The sequence below is a fragment of the Ruegeria sp. YTSA144 genome (genome assembly GCF_059610125.1).
This window is the reverse complement of the sequence record NZ_JBXWNA010000001.1, coordinates 1,052,720-1,070,800: the sequence shown is the minus strand read 5'-3', so window position 1 is coordinate 1,070,800 and position 18,081 is coordinate 1,052,720. Positions and strand designations below refer to the sequence as shown.

17 protein-coding genes are annotated in these 18,081 nt (G+C 59.8%); 4 read left to right on the top strand and 13 right to left on the bottom strand.

Going from position 1 to position 18,081, the window contains the following annotated elements; genetic code table 11:
* Positions 1 to 72 precede the first annotated feature (72 nt).
* Positions 73 to 999 (bottom strand): alpha/beta fold hydrolase, encoded by a 927-nt coding sequence (locus AC2FF8_RS05390; RefSeq protein ID WP_496879119.1) that lies wholly within the window; start codon positions 997 to 999, stop codon positions 73 to 75.
* A 218-nt stretch (positions 1,000 to 1,217) separates the two neighbouring features.
* Between AC2FF8_RS05390 and lptF the strand changes: the two genes are divergently transcribed.
* Positions 1,218 to 2,357, top strand: coding sequence for an LPS export ABC transporter permease LptF (gene lptF / locus AC2FF8_RS05385; protein ID WP_257599218.1), 1,140 nt, complete (start codon positions 1,218 to 1,220; stop codon positions 2,355 to 2,357).
* A gap of 3 nt (positions 2,358 to 2,360) precedes the next feature.
* Here the strand turns inward: lptF and AC2FF8_RS05380 are convergent, their stop codons facing one another.
* Positions 2,361 to 3,194, bottom strand: a complete 834-nt coding sequence (locus AC2FF8_RS05380) for a LysR family transcriptional regulator (RefSeq protein WP_170346146.1) — start codon at positions 3,192 to 3,194, stop codon at positions 2,361 to 2,363.
* A gap of 101 nt (positions 3,195 to 3,295) precedes the next feature.
* Between AC2FF8_RS05380 and AC2FF8_RS05375 the strand changes: the two genes are divergently transcribed.
* A complete protein-coding gene (locus AC2FF8_RS05375) occupies positions 3,296 to 3,898 on the top strand; it encodes an HD domain-containing protein (RefSeq protein WP_171206203.1) in 603 nt (200 codons plus the stop codon).
* 39 nt (positions 3,899 to 3,937) lie between these two features.
* Here the strand turns inward: AC2FF8_RS05375 and speB are convergent, their stop codons facing one another.
* From speB to AC2FF8_RS05325, 10 genes are all read right to left on the bottom strand, one after another.
* Positions 3,938 to 4,780, bottom strand: coding sequence for an agmatinase (speB, locus tag AC2FF8_RS05370; protein ID WP_496879118.1), 843 nt, complete (start codon positions 4,778 to 4,780; stop codon positions 3,938 to 3,940).
* Positions 4,777 to 5,946: a carboxynorspermidine decarboxylase gene (nspC, locus tag AC2FF8_RS05365; RefSeq protein ID WP_496879117.1), complete on the bottom strand. Its 1,170-nt coding sequence runs from the start codon at positions 5,944 to 5,946 to the stop codon at positions 4,777 to 4,779. The genes speB and nspC overlap by 4 nt, the downstream gene beginning before the upstream one ends.
* A gap of 84 nt (positions 5,947 to 6,030) precedes the next feature.
* Positions 6,031 to 7,242 carry a saccharopine dehydrogenase family protein gene (locus tag AC2FF8_RS05360; protein WP_496879116.1) on the bottom strand — a complete coding sequence of 404 codons (1,212 nt, stop codon included), beginning with the start codon at positions 7,240 to 7,242 and terminating at the stop codon, positions 6,031 to 6,033.
* Between the two features lie 24 nt (positions 7,243 to 7,266).
* Entirely contained in the window at positions 7,267 to 9,156 is a 1,890-nt protein-coding gene (gene speA, locus AC2FF8_RS05355) for a biosynthetic arginine decarboxylase (RefSeq protein ID WP_496879115.1), read from the bottom strand.
* Positions 9,157 to 9,257: 101 nt separating this feature from the next.
* A complete protein-coding gene (locus tag AC2FF8_RS05350) occupies positions 9,258 to 10,343 on the bottom strand; it encodes a DUF1513 domain-containing protein (RefSeq protein WP_496879114.1) in 1,086 nt (361 codons plus the stop codon).
* Positions 10,344 to 10,346: 3 nt separating this feature from the next.
* On the bottom strand, positions 10,347 to 11,357 hold the full coding sequence (locus AC2FF8_RS05345; protein WP_496879113.1) for an imelysin family protein: 1,011 nt from the start codon (positions 11,355 to 11,357) through the stop codon (positions 10,347 to 10,349).
* Positions 11,358 to 11,360: 3 nt separating this feature from the next.
* Entirely contained in the window at positions 11,361 to 12,908 is a 1,548-nt protein-coding gene (locus tag AC2FF8_RS05340; protein ID WP_496879112.1) for a di-heme oxidoreductase family protein, read from the bottom strand.
* A complete protein-coding gene (bfr, locus tag AC2FF8_RS05335) occupies positions 12,868 to 13,353 on the bottom strand; it encodes a bacterioferritin (RefSeq protein ID WP_170346155.1) in 486 nt (161 codons plus the stop codon). Before bfr ends, AC2FF8_RS05340 begins: the two co-directional genes overlap by 41 nt.
* Entirely contained in the window at positions 13,301 to 13,594 is a 294-nt protein-coding gene (locus AC2FF8_RS05330; protein ID WP_170346156.1) for a (2Fe-2S)-binding protein, read from the bottom strand. The genes bfr and AC2FF8_RS05330 overlap by 53 nt, the downstream gene beginning before the upstream one ends.
* A gap of 85 nt (positions 13,595 to 13,679) precedes the next feature.
* A complete protein-coding gene (locus tag AC2FF8_RS05325; RefSeq protein WP_496871606.1) occupies positions 13,680 to 14,951 on the bottom strand; it encodes an imelysin family protein in 1,272 nt (423 codons plus the stop codon).
* Positions 14,952 to 15,200: 249 nt separating this feature from the next.
* Here AC2FF8_RS05325 and AC2FF8_RS05320 point away from each other — a divergent pair, with 249 nt between their 5' ends.
* A complete protein-coding gene (locus tag AC2FF8_RS05320; protein ID WP_170346158.1) occupies positions 15,201 to 15,758 on the top strand; it encodes a ZrgA family zinc uptake protein in 558 nt (185 codons plus the stop codon).
* Between the two features lie 487 nt (positions 15,759 to 16,245).
* On the opposite strand, the gene AC2FF8_RS05315 is transcribed toward AC2FF8_RS05320, so the two are convergent.
* A complete protein-coding gene (locus tag AC2FF8_RS05315; RefSeq protein WP_425078774.1) occupies positions 16,246 to 17,196 on the bottom strand; it encodes a GlxA family transcriptional regulator in 951 nt (316 codons plus the stop codon).
* Between the two features lie 168 nt (positions 17,197 to 17,364).
* Between AC2FF8_RS05315 and AC2FF8_RS05310 the strand changes: the two genes are divergently transcribed.
* Entirely contained in the window at positions 17,365 to 18,075 is a 711-nt protein-coding gene (locus tag AC2FF8_RS05310) for a GntR family transcriptional regulator (protein ID WP_425078773.1), read from the top strand.
* The last annotated feature ends 6 nt before the right edge of the window (positions 18,076 to 18,081 follow it).

Below are 18,081 nucleotides of genomic sequence, written 5' to 3'. Positions count from 1 at the left end.
CAAAGCCGCTACTTGAGCAAAACCCGCGAAAACGGGCTTTGCACCAAAGAAAGGCGTTGGGCGGCCGGTCAGTCAGGCCAGCAGCGCCAGATCCCCGATATTTGTCTTGTGTCGGGTCGGCATCGTTTTTGCCGGATGGCCGTCGATCGTCAGGGCGAGGTCCTCAAAAAACCCGCCGCTGTCGAACCACCAGCGATGCGATTTCATCATCTTGCGCTGTGCTTTGGGGACGTCGCGTTGATATTGGTGGTCACAGAAAATATCCCAATGCCCTTTCGAGGTCAGCTTCGGCATCCCGACACGGCCCGCCCGCGGCCGCCCTCCGTTTACAATCCCGCCGGCCAGGGCCAGCACCTTGTCTTTCCGGCTGTAGTAATTGGTGAACCGCTTGCACCGTTTTTTCAGGACCAGATCGGCCCATGCGCCTTTTTCCAGCCACTCTGAATCGATGTCCGCTGACGCGAACATGACCTGATCCGCCGACCATATCTTGTTGCCTGGCCCAGCCGAATCCCCGAAGTCCGAGAAAGCGCGAAGTATGACCAGCGCCCCCATGGAATGCGCGATCAGATGCACCTTGGGGCGCGGGGACATCCCCAACAGTGGCAAGATCCCATCCCCCACCAGATGCGGCGCCACCGCCTTGGCATCGGACCGGTCCGAGTCATAGGTATGCACCGATCCGTCGCTGGGCCAGTCAAAGGCAACGACCGCGCCCTGATATCCGTTGCCCCTTAGGTTGGTTTCTATTTTCCCCAGCCGGTCCAGCATGTCCTTCTGGCTGGTGTTGAACCCGTGAACATAGATCAGGACGGCCGAATCCCCGCCCTCCTGACGCACGAGATCCAGCCATTTGGCTTTTTTGACGATACTGCCCTTTCGGATTTTTCCACCCGGGCTTTGCTGGGTGATGTTGACATATCTCGTCTTTGCGGCGGGCTTGAGGGTAAATTTCTTCTTGTGTGCGTTATAGGTGCGGCGGGAAAAAAACAGTGCCATTTTTCAAACTCCATTTCAATCAATCCATAAAATGTGCCATGAGCCGCTGTTTTCACAAAGCGTATTCTCCGGGCCCTTTTGATGCCAAAACAGGGATGTGCGGTGAAACCGGTATGCGCGAAGGTTGCACACAGGGGCATCCTGACGTCCAATGCCTGTTTCCTCTGTCGGCTTAATGCCCTAGTGTCCGCTGCAAACGAACACACGCACGAGGCCCCATGTCGCGTTTTGATGGATATTTCCTGCGGCAATTGCTGATTCTGTTTGGCTTTTTCACCCTGGTGCTGGTCGGTGTGTTCTGGATCACCAGGTCCGTCAGCCTGTTTGACAGGGTCATCAGCGGCGGGCAGTCGGCGATGGTCTTTCTGGAATTCACCGCGCTGACTTTGCCGACCCTGATCCGTACGGTCATGCCCATGGCGGTGTTTGCCGCCGCCGTCTATGCCACAAATCGCTTGAGCCGCGAAAGTGAACTGACGGTTATGCTGGCCACCGGATCCAGCCCTTGGCGGCTTGCCCGGGCGGTGCTGCTGTTTGGTGTGATTACCGGGGTGATGATGGCGATCATCAGCGTGTTCCTGCGCCCGGCCTCGGTGGAACAGCTGGAAATCCGGCAGGCTGAAGTGGCCGGAGATGTGACGGCTCAACTGCTGAACGAAGGCGAGTTTCTGCACCCTGCCGAAGGCGTCACGGTTTACATAGGCGGGATTGATCTGGACGGCACACTCCACGAAGTGTTCGTGTCTGACCGCCGCGATCCTGAAAACGCGGTCAGCTATTCAAGCGTAACCGCCTATCTGGTCAACAATGATGCCGGCATCCACCTTGTGATGGTTGATGGGGTTGCATTGCGCCTGAACAAGGAAGGCAAGGTGTTGTCATCGACCCTGTTTCAGGACGCCTCCTACGACATCTCGGAACTGACGAATACAAATCCGATGGCCCGGCGCAGTCTCGAAGCCATTCCAACGGCGGACCTGATCCGCAACCGGGATGAGGTTTCAGCCACGGAAGGGTTCAGCCAAGGCAAACTGATCGAAGAGCTGCACCAGCGGTTCTCGTGGATCGCGATTTGCATCGCCGTGGCGCTGGCCGGGTATTCAACCCTGATGCTGGGCAGCTTTTCCCGGTTTGGATTGTGGCCGCAGATATTGGGCGCCTTCACCATTCTTGTGCTGCTTGAAGGTGTGCGCGGGTTTGTTTCCCCGGTGGTGATCGATGACCCGGAACTTTGGTTTCTGCTTTACCTTCCCGCAATCATGGGGGTGCTGATCTCGGGCCTCTTCCTGCTTGTTGCTGGTCGGCCGTTGATGCGAAAACGGCAGCGCGCGCCCCAGATCATGCCGACACCGGCCTGAGTTCTAGCTGCGAAGATCCACCAAACAGCTGTGGATGTCGTCGAATTCCTCGCGATCACCGCGGGTGACCAGATACATGGGCAAGGGCAAGCTGATACTGTCCTCGACCCGCTCCAGAGCACCCGAGGCCAGATGTTCGGAAATGACGTAATCGGGGAAGTAACCGTTTCCGCCCCGTTGCAGAACATATCGCAGCGCCATCATGCAATTGCCAAGAAATACGGTCTGACCTGACGCCCGTCGCGCCGCCGATCTTACATGATCCTGATAGACTTCGCCCAGTTCGAGGTTGACGAAGATCAGGTCATCGTCCGTGCCGTCAGCCTTTGGCGTCCGGACCAGGGACAAGAGCTCGGGTTCAAGCGCGTACCACGTGACGCGCCGGTCGGATGGCTTTTCATGTGTGATCGCCGCGTCCAGCACATGGGTTGCCACCGCTTCGACCATGTTCAGGTCGTGGTCGTAGTTCAGCGTCAACAGCAATTTGCCAAAGCGCTGTTCAAACCGAACCGCCAGGTCCACCAGCAACGGATCCCAGATGCTGAGCTGGCCGCCCAACCGCAGCGCCGGGCGGTTCTGTGCCTGTACCGGCAGGTCGCGCGATGCAAAGCCCCAAAGGGACAGCATCTGTTCCGCATAGGGTTTGAACTGCCGGCCGAACTCGGTCAGCGCCGTTCCTCCGGCACCGCGCGTGAACAGCGCCCTGCCGGTTTCCTCCTCGATCAGGCGAATGCGCGCGCTGACGGCGGTCTGCGTCACATTCAACTTGCGGGCGGCGGCATGAAAGCCACCGGCTTCGGCCACGCAGAGAAAAGTTTCCAGAGCTTTGAATTGCATGTCGAAAGTATTTTTTGATCGCAGTGATAAAATCAATTCATTTTTTTGAAGGCTGGTTTCGAACTAGGCTTTCGCTCAGGACACATGCCAAAGGATCAGCCATGCTGGACAAAAGCCACAAACCCACCTGGACCAGTTTCGAGAATGCCACCAAGGCCGACTGGGACGCTGTGATGGCGTATGAAGAGGCTTATAATGCGGCCCTGCCTGACCGCATCCTCGATGCCATCCGCTCGTTGGACGAAGAATGGACGCCCTATCCGGTCAACCGCTATCAGCACAGCCTGCAAGCCGCGACACGTGCTTACGAGGACGGTGCGGATGAAGAACTGGTGGTGGCTGCGCTGATTCACGATACCGGCGATATCCTGTCGCCCTACAATCACGGAGAGCTGTCGGCGGCGATGATGAAGCCTTACGTCAGCGAGAAGACCTATTGGATTCTCAAGCATCATTGCGTGTTTCAGGGGTACTACTACAACCACCACCTGGGTGGCGACCGCAACGCGCGCGACAAGTACCGCGACAGTCCTTATTGGGAAGAGTGTCGCTATTTCTGCCATGAATACGATCAGAAGGCGTTCGACCCGAATTATCCGACCAAGCCGCTGGAGTTCTTCGAACCCATGTTGCGCCGCGTCCTGAACAGGGGCGAAGGCCATATGGAGTTGAACGAAACCGTCGATGACGGCAAAACCGACTAAGTACCGGATCAGGCGGGCCAGCCCGGCCCGCCTGCCTGTTCAGCAGCTCGCCATCAGGCGATAGACGATCTGCGCCGCGGTGAAATCCCACGCCGCGTTGCCGTCGGGGGCCAGTTCGACCACGTCGAAACCAACGCAGCGGCGGCCCTTCAGGGCGTGTTCGACGAGGCGAAGCGCCTGATAATATCCCAGCCCACCCGGAACAGGCGTGCCTGTCGCGGGCATCTGCGCCGGGTCCAGCCCATCAACGTCAAAGCTGACATAGACCAGTTCGGGGAAATCCTCGGGCAGGTCGACGGCATGGATGTTGCCGGTGACCAACTCTTCGGCATCCACGTGGAAGACGCGGTTCCTCAGACGGCTTTTTGCTTCCTCGGTGGAAAAGGCGCGCACGCCGAACTGGGCCAGTGGGATACCTTCCTCGGCCAGCAGATGCATGACCGAAGCATGAGAGTGTTTTTCCCCCTGATATGCGTTGCGCAGGTCGGCATGGGCGTCGATCTGCACGATACCGACGGGCTGTTCCAATGCGCGGGCCACACCCATGACCGCGCCATAGCTGAGCGAGTGTTCTCCGCCCAGCGTGACCGGCACCTTGCCGGCGCGGACGGCGGCCTCGGTGCGCTGGGCCAGACGCTCCATGACGTCCGGCAGCGGGCCGTCGCAGTCCAGCGGGGGCTCGGTGAAGATGCCTTCGACGCAGGGTTCCGCGTGGCCCGTGATGCGTTCGAGCTCGTTGCTGGCTTCGATGATCGCGGCGGGTCCGTCTGCCGTGCCCGAACCGTAGGAGACCGTGCGTTCCAGAGGCACCGGGATGACACGGAACCGGGCGTCTTCGCTGCGTTCGGCCTCGGTCAGTTCGCTGTCGAGGAAAATGCTCATGAAAGCCTCTCTTTGAAGTCGTCGTAGCCGAATTCCCTGATGATCTTAAGCTCGTCGGTTTCGCTGTTCCACAGGGCGATCGTGGGTAGGGGAACGCCGTTGAAGGTGTTGGTCTTGACCATCGAGTAATGCGCCTGATCGAGGAAGGCAAAACGCTGCCCGATCCGCAACGGCTCGGCCCAGATGTAGTCGCCGATCACGTCGCCCGCCAGGCAGGATGGACCGCCCAGACGATAGGTGTGGCCGGTTTCGGCCTCGTCCATCAGGGCGGGACGATAGGGGGCCTCGATCACGTCGGGCATGTGGCAGGTGGCCGAGATGTCGGTGATGGCAAGGTCCATGCCATTGTGGGGCAGGTCGAGGATTTCGCCCACCAGGATGCCCGCGTCGAGCGCCACGGCCTCGCCGGGTTCCAGATAGACATCGACGCCGTATTGGGCGCGGATGGCCTTGATGAAGTCCACCAGCCCGTCGCGGTCATAGTCGCTGCGGGTGATGTGGTGGCCGCCGCCGAAATTCAGCCATTTCAGGCCGTTCAGGAAGGGGGCGAGTTTCGGTTCAACCGCGGCCCAGGTGCGCGCCAGAGGTTCGAAGCCCTGTTCGCACAGCGTGTGCATGTGCAGCCCGTCCACGCCCTTCAGCGCCTTGGCGTCCAGTTGGCTGACCGGGGTTCCGAGGCGCGAACAGGGCGCGCAGGGATCATACTTCGCGACTTCGCCTTCGGAATGTTCGGGGTTGATGCGCAGCCCCACCTGCCGCCCGGCGGCCTGAGCCTTGTCCAAGAAGCGATCTTTCTGCGCCGGGCTGTTGAAGATGATGTGATCCGACAGGGCGAGGATTTCGTCAATGTCGGAATCCTTGTAGCCCGCGCAAAAGGTTGCGACCTCGCCGCCATATTCCTCACGGCCCAGCCGGGCCTCGTAGATGCCGCTGGCGCAGGTGCCGCCCAGGTACTGGCGCACCAGCGGTGCCAGCGCGAACATCGAGAATGCCTTGAGCGCGGACAGGATATGTGCGCCTGACCGCTCGCCGATATCGGACAGAACCGCCAGATTTCGCTCCACCGCCTTTTCGTCGACGACGAAACAGGGTGACGGGACGCGTGTCAGGTCGAAGTGGCGGAAGGCTCCGGCGTCTCCGGCCTGTGTGGTCATCATGTCGGACATGTCGGGCGTCTCCGATTGTGGAGAGGCCGGGGGCGCTGCCCCCGGACCCCCGGAGTATTTGGTAAAAGATGAAGTCTGAAAGGATTAGAATTCGACCGGGCCGTCGAGTTCGTGGACCTGCCAGGGAAGGCCGTGGGTGTTCAGCATGTCCATGAAGTTGTCCGGGTCGAGCTGCTCCATGTTCCACACGCCCGGTTCGCGCCAGTTGCCTTTCAGCACCTGTGCCGCGCCGATCATGGCCGGGACGCCGGTGGTGTAGCTGACGGCCTGGCTGCCGACCTCGCGGTAGCATTCCTCGTGATCGCAGATGTTGTAGATGTAGTAGGTCTTCTCGCCCGAGCCGTCCTTGGCTTGGCCGGTGGCGATGTCACCGATGCAGGCCTTGCCCTTGGTTTCGGCACCCAGATCGCCGGGGTCGGGCAGCAGGGTTTTCAGGAACTGGATCGGGATGATCTCGACCCCGTTGTGCACCACCGGGTCGATGCGGGTCATGCCGACGTTTTCCAACACTTTGGCGTGGGTGATATAGGCGTCGCCGAAGGTCATCCAGAACCGGGCGCGCTCGATCTCGGGGAAATGGGTCGAGAGCGATTCCAGTTCCTCGTGATACATCAGGTACATGTTCTTGGGGCCGATGGCGGGGAAGTCGAATTCGACCTTGTGGGTCATCGCGGGGGAGTGTTTCCATTCGCCGTTCTCCCAGTGGCGCACCTCGGCCAGGACTTCGCGCAGGTTGATTTCCGGGTTGAAATTGGTGGCAAATTCCTGATCGTTCTGGCCGCCGTTGGCGTCCAGAACGTCGATCTGGCGGATGGTGTCCAGCTTGTGTTTCTTGAGCCACTTGGCAAAGACGGATGTAACGCCCGGATCGAAGCCCGAGCCGAGGATGGCGGTCAGGCCGGCCTGTTTGAACCTGTCCTGATAGGCCCATTGCCAGTGATATTCGAACTTGGCTTCGTCCTCGGGCTCATAGTTGGCGGTGTCGAGGTAGTGGCAGCCGGCCTCGAGGCAGGCATCCATCAACACCAGGTCCTGATAGGGCAGGGCCAGGTTCACCAGGATCTCGGCACCTGTTTCCTTGATCAGCTTGACCGTGTCTTCGACCTTGTAGGCGTCAAGCTCAGCCGTCTTGATGTCGACGCCGGTGCGTTCCTTGACCGATTTGGCGATGGCGTCGCATTTCGACTTGGTGCGGCTGGCCAATGTGATTTCGGTGAAGATGTCCGAATTCATCGCCATCTTGTGCACGGCGGCGTGGGATACGCCGCCCGCGCCGACAACCAGTGTTTTTCCCATGGGGTAGTCTCCTCTCACAGGGGGTTATTCGTAATAGGTGTAGCCGTTGATCGAGTCGCGATAGGCGCTCATCAGGGTTTTGCGGTCCTTGGCTTTCAGAGTACCGGTCGATATCGCCTCGTCCACCATTTTGCGGAAGGCGGCGACGCAGTCGGCCGGGTCGAATTCGACATAGGACAGCACCTGACTGATCGTATCGCCCTCTTGTTCGTGCAGCAGATCAAAACCACCGTCAGCGCGCAGGTCGATGGTGACGACGTTGGTGTCGCCGAACAGGTTGTGCAGATCGCCCAGCGTTTCCTGATAAGCGCCGACGAAAAAGACGCCCATGAAGTATTCATCCTGTTCCGGCAGGGAATGCACCGGCAAGCTGGGCGAGACGCCATCAGCCAGGATGAACCGGTCGATCTTGCCGTCGCTGTCGCAGGTGATGTCGGACAGAACCGCGCGGCGGTCGGGTGTCTGGTTCAGGCCCTGCAAGGGCACGATCGGATGCAGCTGGTCGATCGCCCAGACGTCGGGCAGGGACTGGAACAGAGAAAAATTGCAGTGGTAGATATCGGCCACTTTCTCGAGCTGGTCGTCCACGTCGGTTTCCAGATCGTCACTGGCCGCCAGTGACTTGAGGCGGGCCATCAGCGACAGATAGATCCGTTCGGCGCGGGCCATCTGGCGCAGGTCTACATACCCACGGCGGAACAGGGCGCGCAATTCGTTGCGGTAGAAATTGGCGTCGTTCCAGCATTCCTGAAGACGGTCTTTGCTGAGATAGCCGTGCACCGCGGCAAGGTCCGAAACCATGTGATGATCGTCGGCTTCAACCTCGGGGCCGTTGGGCGCATCGTACAATGTGCTTTCCAACACGTTGAACACCAGCATCGACGATGTCGCCACCACAGCGCGACCGCTTTCGGTGACCAGCGTCGGGTGGTCGATTTCGGCCTCATCCATCGCGTAGGCCACGGTTTCCACCACGTTGGCGCAATATTCCTCGACCGTGTAGTTGATCGAGTTTTCAGCCGCCTTCTTTTCACCGGTGTAATCCACGCCCATGCCACCGCCGAGGTCCAGATGGGTCAGTGGCACGCCTTCGCGGGTCAGTTCGGTGTAATAACGGCATGCCTCGCCCACCGCGCGGCGTACGTCGTTGACGTCCTGTACCTGCGATCCCAGATGCGAGTGCTGCAACTTCAGGCAATGCAGAAGGCCCGCATCGCGCAGCTTGTCCACAGTGGCCACCAGTTGATCGGTGTTCATGCCAAAGGCGGACCGGTCACCCGAGCTTTCTTCCCATTTGCCGCTGATCTGGTTGGTCAGTTTCACCCGCACACCAATCAGCGGTTCGATCCCCAGTTCCTTGTAGACCTCGATGACCGTGTCTGCCTCTTTCGGGCTTTCCAGAACGATCACCGTGTTGAAGCCGATTTTGCGGGAAAGGGTGGCCAGTTGGATAAACTCGGCGTCCTTGACGCCGTTGCAGACGATCAACGCCTCGCTGGCCAGACGATGCGCCAGCGCGATCACCAATTCGGGTTTGGACCCGGCCTCGAGCCCATAGTTGTATTTCTTGCCGAATTCGACGATCCGGTCGACGACCTGGGCCTGCTGGTTCACCTTGATCGGGAACACACCGCGATAGCTGCCCCTGTAGCCCACGCGGGCGATAGCATCCCGGAAGCTTTCGTTCAGATGCGCGATCTCGTGTTCCAGATAGGAAGAGACGCGCAGAACCATCGGGGCCTTGATGCCGCGGTCATCCAGATCGCTGAGAATACCGGGCAGGCTGATCGCATCAACCTCGGGAGCCAGGGGGTTGCGCAGACCGATCTCGCCCTGCTCCGTCACCTCGATGAGGCCTTTGCCCCATTTCTCAACCCCGTAGATGGAATGCGGTGCGTCCGGCGTCTGTTTCAATCAAGTCGGTCCTTAACGTAGGGGTGCCAGTTTCGCGACCGCCAATACGGCAGCTGTTTGATTCTTCCAAGTGTAAACTATGTGACGGAAAAATCCGAATTTCATGCCGGTGGGTTGATCGGGACCAGATGATTGTCCCACTGGCACTTCGCGCGGGTCCGGATCACGGGGTGCGCAGTGGTCAACGCGCCGAACACACCGGTTCCGGTGGTGAAAACCAAGCCGTTCGGGCCGGATCCAAGCCCGCAGACATCCTCAAGCTCGAACGCATCCCTGAATGTGCCACTGGCCACGTCGAACCGATGCAGCGCATTGCCGCGCGGACAGGTGATGGCAACGGTTGCGCCATCCGCCGAAAACGCGATGCTGCCCGCATAACCCTGTAGCGTGCCTTGGTCCTGCTCTGGGGCGGACAGAAGGTGCGGGGTTTCCCCCTGACGGTGCAGGCCCAGCAAGGGCGGATGTTCGGCCTTGCTGCCCTGCCACTGCATCGCAAAGCCCACCAGCCCGTCGCGACGGACCGCCAGATGGCGGATCGAGTTCTTGTGAAGCGCAAGCGTCAGCGACACCTGTTCCTGAACCAGGCCCGACAGGGAAAGGTAGGTCAGATTGGGCTCCATCGTCGGCAGGTTCAGCTTCGTGCGCCCGGTTTCGGGATGGGTTTCGATCCCGCCATTGGCAATCACAAGCGTTTTTCCACCCGGCATCAGCCGCATGTCATGCGGACCAACGCCACCGGACGAAAACTCGCCCAACCGCGCAAAGGTTTCTGCGTCCCAGACGCCTATGATACCTTTTCCGGCCTCGTAATCGTTTTCAGTGGTGAAGAAATGCGCGCCATCCGCAGAAAAGGTGCCGTGACCATAGAAATGCCGACCTTCCGGCGCTGTCAGCTGCGCGGTCTGCGCGCCTGATGCGCAATCGACCACGACGGCAAAAGTACCGGGTCGGCGCGCAAAGGCCACGGCCTGTGCTTTGACAGGATGCGCCGCCGCCGCATGCCCGCGCGCGGGCAGGGGCACGGAAAACAGGAGTGCTCCCAGTGCATCCAGTCCGGCCAGTCGATACGAACCATCCGGAAACAGCCCCGCTGCCAGAAAATCCGGCCTGCCCACCGAGGCCCATCCACGAACCGGAGTCAGAGAGGTTGCAGCAAGCCCTGCAAGGAAGCGGCGACGCGATGTCATTTTTCAGTCCCCGTCCAGCGAATTGAAGCCAGCGCTGATGCCCAGTGTCGGGCCAAGTTCGGATGAAGCAATGGCGCGGATGTCATGGATGGACTGTTGCAGGGCCTCGATACGGAACCGGGCCTGCGGATCCGCAACGCCAGCCAGCGCCGGGTCTTCGATGGCCTGGGCATTCTCGATCGCGCGCGCAAAGGCGGCATCCAGATCGGCGGCAATTTCGGGGTGATCAAAAGCCAACCGTGCCGCAAGATCACGAAGGGCCATCAGCGAAAGCTCGACATGGCGCAAGGATCGCTCCGATCGCCACGCTTCGGCGCGGTTGGGGCGCGGGCGATCGAACGTGCCCAGCGGGCGACCAAGCCGTGTGTCGGCCGTGAATTCAAGACCCGTGGACAAAGCCTTGAAAAGCTCCTGCATGGCTTCGTCCTGCGTTCGGTAGCGGCTGCTCTCGCCGGGTCGGGTCAGGCTGGGGGCATAGCTTTGCCAGTCCTCGGCCATCGCCCGGGCATTGGCATCAATATCCGCCGCGATCGCCTGGATCAGCGCGCAGCGGTAGTCCGCATCGCCCTGCTCTGCAAAGGCGGGATCGAACAGCATCCGTTCGAGCGCAAAGAATCCGCGCCCCGCTATGGAGGTCTCGGCATAGGTATTCGGGCTTTGCACGGCGTCATCCTCGGTTGCGATATGCTGGGACAGGGCCTTTGAGGTGAACCCTTTCGTATCGGGCCAGAACGCCATGGCAAACGCACGATCGTCGACCTCGGTCGGACCGAACCGCAGATGGCTGGCGGAAATCCAGCCGTCGAAGGCCGCGTCATAAGCCGCGCGCAGCGCCGGTGAGGTCGGATCGCAATCCACCCGGGATGCACTGACCAGAGCCCCGGTTGTTTCCGGCAGTTTGCCGACCCGGGGCAGAATATGTGTCTCGGTCACGTCCATCAGGATCGGCGCGCGATCCTGCGCCTGCGCGGCAAGCGGCATCATCAACGCGACAACAAGAGTAAGAATATGCATAGGTCAGAGGCTCTCCAGAAAACGGATCAGGGCGTCGCGGTCAGCTTTCGGCATCGACACAACTGCATCGCGGGCGGCCTGGGCTTCGCCCCCGTGCCACAGGATCGCCTCGAGCAGATTGCGGGCCCGCCCGTCATGCAGAAACTGCGTGTGGCCCGAGACGCGTTCGGTCAGACCTATGCCCCACAGCGGCGGCGTCCGCCATTCGCGCCCCGTCGCGCGGGCCTCGGGGCGGTGATCCGCCAAACCTTCGCCCATGTCATGCAGCAGCAGGTCGGTATAGGGCCAGATCAGCTGAAAGCTGTGCTCGGGCCGATCTTCCAGCCGGTGGGTGACATGGGCCGGAGTATGACACGATGCGCAGCCGGTCGTGTGAAACACCTCTTTGCCGCGCAACACCTTGGGGTCGTCGACATCACGGCGACCGGGCACACCCAGATTGCGGCTGTAGAAATCCACCAGGTCCATGCCCTGCTGATCGATCTCGAACTCGCGCGTATCGGTGTCGCCATGCGGGGCCTCGACGCAGTTCACCTGCAAATCCGTGCAGTCCCCCTGAGGTGCCGGGTAAAGCGGGCTTGAAATGCCGATATCCCCGGCAAAGGCCGCGGCAGATTGCTCCATGACTGTCGGCATGCCTGCCTTGTGCCCGAACCGTCCCATCATGGGCGCACCGTATTCAACAGACCAGACGATGTTCGGACGGCCCGAGATGCCGTCCCCATCCACGTCATCAGGGTCAGCCTTGGCCAGCAGGTCTTCGACCGGGATCGCCTCCAGCAGCCCAAGCCCGATCATCTGCGGTGCGACCCGCGGGCTCAGCATCGCATCGGGGTGCAGCGGGCCATAGCCCAGATCAGCGGCCCGATAGGTTGGGCGGCGCAGAGCGGCGGTTTCACCGTCAGAAAGCGCGATGCGGATTTCCTCATACGAGATATCCAGCCGATATTCCGCCGGATGTCCCGCAAGTGCAAAATCCTGCATCTGCCCGCCATAGTTGGGTTCGGGCAGGGTGGCGATGTAGTCTTCGATCCCTCCATGCCCGTCTTCCGGCGCACCGGGGATCGAGACCCGGAGGAACATCGAGACCGCGTTGTCATCAAGTCCGTTGGGTGTGTGCCCCCGCCCATCCTTGATGTGGCAACGCTGGCAGGATCGTGCGTTGTACAGCGGCCCCAACCCGTCAGAGGCCAACGTGGAAGATGGTGACGAAACCCAGATTTTCTTGAACAACCCGTTGCCGACCTTGAAATCCAGCTCCTGTTCGAAGCTCAGGTTGCCCGAGGGTTGCGAGAACGCATCCGCGTCGTTGCGGACCCGGACAGTCGCCGCCCCGGCAGAGAGTTCTTCGAACGGCTGCGACACGCCATAATCCTGCGGGGGCGCAGTCGCGGCGGCAATGCGGGCGCGTTCCTCATCGGTGCGGGGGGTGACATTCAGATGCAGGTCCCGCAGCTCGGCTGACAGGGAAGGGGTGGCCGCCAGGGCGACCACCGACAAGGCAAGAAGGCTATTCGCCTTCGTCCATTTTCGATGCGTTGAGTTGCGCATAATTGGCTTCGCCGATCCTTTCATACAGGTCGAGCTGCGTTTCGAGGAAGTCGATATGTCCCTCTTCATCGGACATCAACTGTTCGAACAGCGACATGGAGACAAAGTCGCCGGCCTCCCGACAATATTCGCGCGCTTCCTTGTACAGAGCCCTTGCGTCGATCTCGGCCGCCAGGTCGCATTCCAGCGTTTCCTTCGGCGTCTGCCCGATCCGCAGCGGGTCCAGCTTCTGAAGGTTGGGGTGGCCTTCCAAAAAGATGATCCGTTCGATCAGCTTGTCCGCGTGGCCCATCTCTTCGATGCTTTCCTCGCGGCTTTTCTTGGCCATATGGCCAAGGCCCCAGTCTTCTTGCAGGCGGTAATGCAGCCAGTATTGGCTGACGGCCGTCAGCTCATGCCGCAGAGACTTGTTCAGATATTCGATGACCTTCGGATCGCCCTTCATCAGCTTTCTCCTGTGTTGCTCCGGCACGCAATGTGCGGAGTTGCATCGGTACGCCCAGATTACCGCTGGCCCGCATTGTGTCTAGGAACAGCGGCATGCACCCGCCACAATCCGCCGATTTGCCAAGGGCATGGTAGATCTTGCCGGGGGTGATGATGGTCTGCGGATCCGCCGTGCGCATCCAGTCGATGGCCGCACGGATGTCGTGATCGGATATGTTGGTGCAGTGGCAGACAATCATTGGTCTTGGCTCGTTTCGCCGCCTCTACAGGCGATCAGAAAAGGTTGCACGGGCCGGAAAGAAACCCTCTCCGGCCCGCTTGGGTTTAGTGAAAGACGGCGTCCGGGTTATCCAGGCTGTCTGACCCTTCAAACGCAACCCCGTCCAGTTCCAGCGCAGTTACGATGCGTTCGATGGTCTTGGTCTGATCGATCAGACCGTTGACGCCGCCCATGATCAGGGCCTCACCGCCCTTGTTGCCGCGCTCAAGCATCTGGTCATAGGCAAATCCTGCCTCGGCTGTTGTCTTGATCTTGCCCAGGGCCTGCATGGTGGCGGCCAGTTTCGCTTTCATCTCGGTATCCAGCGCCGGATCGGTGGCGATGACCAGATCGGCCAGAGATGCGCCCGAAACCGGGGTGCCATCTATGCGGGTATAGCTGCCCAGATAGACGTTCTGGATGCCCAACCCGTCATAGTAATGGCTGTTGTGGGTGTTGTCCGAGAAGCAGTCATGTTCTTCTTCGGGATCGTTCAGCATCAGGCCAAGGCGCATCCGTTCACCGGCTTGCTCACCATAGGAGAGAGAGCCCATGCCGGTCAGGATCGCGCTGACACCTTCTGCTTCGTTCTCCATCAAGGCTGCGCGCGCCGCTCCGCCGTCTTTCCACTGATCCGCCATCCAGGCCAAGTCGCTGACCAGCAGTTCGGTCGCAGCGCTCAGGTATTGCGCACGACGGTCGCAATGGCCGCCGGTACAGTCCTCGCCCTGCGCATAATCGGTGGCCGGGCGGTTGCCGGCGCCAGCGCCATGGCCGTTCATGTCCTGGCCCCACAGAAGGAACTCGATGGCGTGATAGCCGGTTGCCACATTCGCCTCGATACCATCGGCTTCGTGCAAGGTGTCGCTCAGCAGTTCGGGGGTGATTTCGCTGGCATCAATGGTCTCGCCCGACAGTTGGAAGCTGGGGTTGGCGATGACATTCAGCACGGCAAACTCGTTTTCGTCCGTCGCGCCGCCATAGGCCGCGTCAACATAGTCGATCAGACCTTCGTCCAAGGGCCAGGCGTTCACCTTGCCTTCCCAGTCATCAACGATGGCATTGCCGAAGCGATAGACTTCCGTTTGCTGATAGGGAACACGGGCAGCAACCCAGGCCGCGCGCGCCGCGTTCAGCGTTGCGTCCGACGGATCGGCGATCAGTGCGTTGACCGCATCCTGCAATTTTCTGGCTGAAATCAGGCTGTCCTCAAATTTGGCTTCCGCAATATTGGCATAGGTGTTCAGTACATCCGCCTTGGTGGGGGCATCACCCGAGATCGCGGCGGTTGCCATGCAGAACGTCAGGGCGCTGGCAGTGGTGAATAACTTGGTCATAGGAGTTCGGTGCTTTCCTGTCAGAACTGTCGGATCGTGCGGGAATGCCCCGCGGGTTTCGCGAAGAAATAACTGAGTTATTTAGTCGGCAATGTCAACCTGAGTTTTATTGTCAGATATAGGCGGGGGCTGTTGAACCCAACAAGCCTCCCCATATCTGGCGGGCTCCGATCCGAGGGATAGCATTGCGTGGCAGGTGATTCGCGTTAAAATCACTGGTGTGATTCTGTTTAAGGCGGTTGTTGGTTAATGAAGTGCTCTGTTCTGGCCTTGTCTCTCTTTCCGGCAGCTCTTGCTGCTCAGGCGACGCAGATCACGTCCACCCATCACCATGGGTCCGGTCAATTGGAAATCGTGCTCACGGACACGGGATTTTCGCTGTCGCTCAGGGTTCCAAGCATTGACATCATCGGGTTCGAGACCCCGGTAGCCAGTGATGACGAGCGCACGCGTGTCGCCATCGCGATTTCCGAACTGTCCAAGCCGCTGGACCTGTTTGTCGTCCCGCCCGAGGCCGTGTGCTTTACTGCATCTGCAAACGTGATCCTGACGCATGATGTCCCGGGGCAGCAGGACACCGCGGGCGAGGGGGGCACGTCATCCACGGCGGGAGAACATTCGGAATTTCAGGCTGACTACGTTGTTCAATGTCAGGATATGGATGCGCTGAACGCGATAGAATTTGCGTATTTCCAGCGGTTCAGCGGGACAAGGAAGCTGAACCTTCGCGTCGGAGCAGGCGCGGAGAACAGCACCCATGAAATCACGCGCGCCGCGCCCAGGCTGGATATGACGCAAATCCGTTAGAGATGGCGCTTGAGCGCCTGTTGGGCGGTGTCAGGCAAGCAGCCGAAGCTGTCGAGCCAAGATTGCCCCGTCCATCCCTGGGGCACCGGGCAGAAAACGAACACCTCAGATCGAAGCAGATTGTTTCCCAGTGCGGTCCCTGAATGCGGCAATGAGTGAAACCCATGAATTATAGTTTGTTTGCAAGATGTCATGATCCTTGAGGCTGCCGGATTCCGCTGAATCACAAATCTCCAATTGAGGCAAAGATTAACGAATAAGGGCACAAGAATCGCATGGATGACAAGTTCTCGCAAAACTTATGCCAATATCCAAATCTATTGGTACATCATCCTGTCGATCTGTTGACTAGTCCGGTTTTAATGAGGGGGTATCTCGGCAGGGTTAGGGGGATGCCCGTTCAGGCCCGTTTTGGGCCGGTGAATCGCGGCATCCCCTGCCGTATAGGTCAGGGCAAATCCACCGCCAGACCCACCGCCAGACAATGTCAGTCGATCTTGTTGCGCTGCGCGTGCGGGGTAACGCCAAAGCTTGACCGGTAGACGCGCGAAAAATGGCCCGGGTTTTCAAAGCCGCAGGCCACGGCAACCTCGGTGACGGATGCTTCGGTCTGAAGCAACAGTTTCTGGGCGCGCTCCAGCCGCATTTCCATGAAGTATTTCTTGGGCGACGTGTTGAGGTATTTGCCAAACAACCGCTCAAGCTGTCGGGTTGAAATGCCAAGCTCTTCTGCAATGAACGAAGGCGAAACCGGGGTTTCGATACTGTCCTGCATGATGGTGATCGCCTTTGCCAGGTGCGCATTACGCATTCCGTTGCGTGATTGCAGGGAAACCCGTTGTTTGGCCGTGGCATTGCGTACCGCGTTATAAACCATCTGATCCGCCACATCGATGGCCAGTTCCTCGCCGTGGTCGCGTTCGATCAGGTGCAGCATCAGATCCGCCGTTGCGGTCCCGCCAGATGCGGTAATGTGCTTTTCGTCGGCCACGAACACGCTGCGCACCAGATTGACCTCGGGAAAGGCCTCCATGAACGCGTCGTGGTACTCCCAGTGGATCGCCGCCTGCATTCCGTCGAGAAAACCAGCCTCGGCCAGCACCCACGCCCCCGAGCACAGGGCGCCGATTTTCGTGCCACGCGCACGTTCGCGGCGCAGGGTTGCAAGCAGAGGGCGGGTGACGTGGTCACGCATGTGAATGCCCGACAGGACAAACAGCTGATCACATTTGGCCAGACCCTGAAGACCGGAATGCACCAGCGTGACTGATCCGTTCGAGCACACGGCCTGCTCGCCATGTTCGGACACAAAGGACCAGCGGTACAGTTCTTCGCCACTCACCAGATTGGCGATCCGCAACGGTTCGACCGCGCAGGAAAACGCAAGATGCGAGAACTCCTCGACAAGGATGAACGTGATGTGCCGCGTCTGAGGCATGAGCAGTACCGTTTGCAAGCTGGGACAACGCCCGAAACCTGAGTCTATTTCGCCAGCTTCCATGCTGCACGAATTCTTTTTGTATACAAGTTGTATTTAAGTGGAATACAAAACTGTGACCGCACGCGATTCGACCGCGGACGCCGAACAGAAGGATGGGGCCAAAGCATGAAAGACGAAGCCAAATCTCGCAAAAGCGCGCTGAGAGAGCACCTGAAAGTGTCCATCCTGACGCTGCGCCTGCGCCCGGGCGCCGATCTGGACGAGGCGCATCTGTCGGATGAATTCGGCTTGTCGCGCACGCCGCTGCGCGAGGTGTTTCGTCAGTTGGCTGGCGAAGGTTATCTGGACTTGCGGACAAACCGCAGCGCCCGGGTTTCCGAGATGTCCTATACCACCCTGCGCGACTTCTTCCTTGCCGCGCCCATGGTATACGGAGCAATCCTGCGTTTGGCGGCTTTGAATGCGACGAACGCCCAGATTGATGATTTGAAAGAGGCCCAGCAGGCGTTCAAGGCGGCCCTTCGGTCCGGGTCCGGCGAGGACCGTGCCTTGGCAAACAACCGCTTTCATGACGTGACGGGCGAAATGTCCGGCAATGTCTACCTGCTGCCTTCGTTCAACCGGCTGCTGATCGATCACGCCCGGATCGGTATGACGTTTTATCGGCCGCAGACTGGCGAAATGTCGGAAAACCTGTCGCTGGCCAGCCAGCAGCATGACGCGATCATCGCAGCCATCGAGGCGCGCGATGAAGCGACGGCGGCGCAGCTGGCGGAAGATCACTGGAATCTGTCACGCGATCAGATCGAGATGTTCGTGATGCCTGACGCGCTGGATGTCCCTATGGGCGTCCCGCCTCTTTCGAAACCTGCATGAGGACGG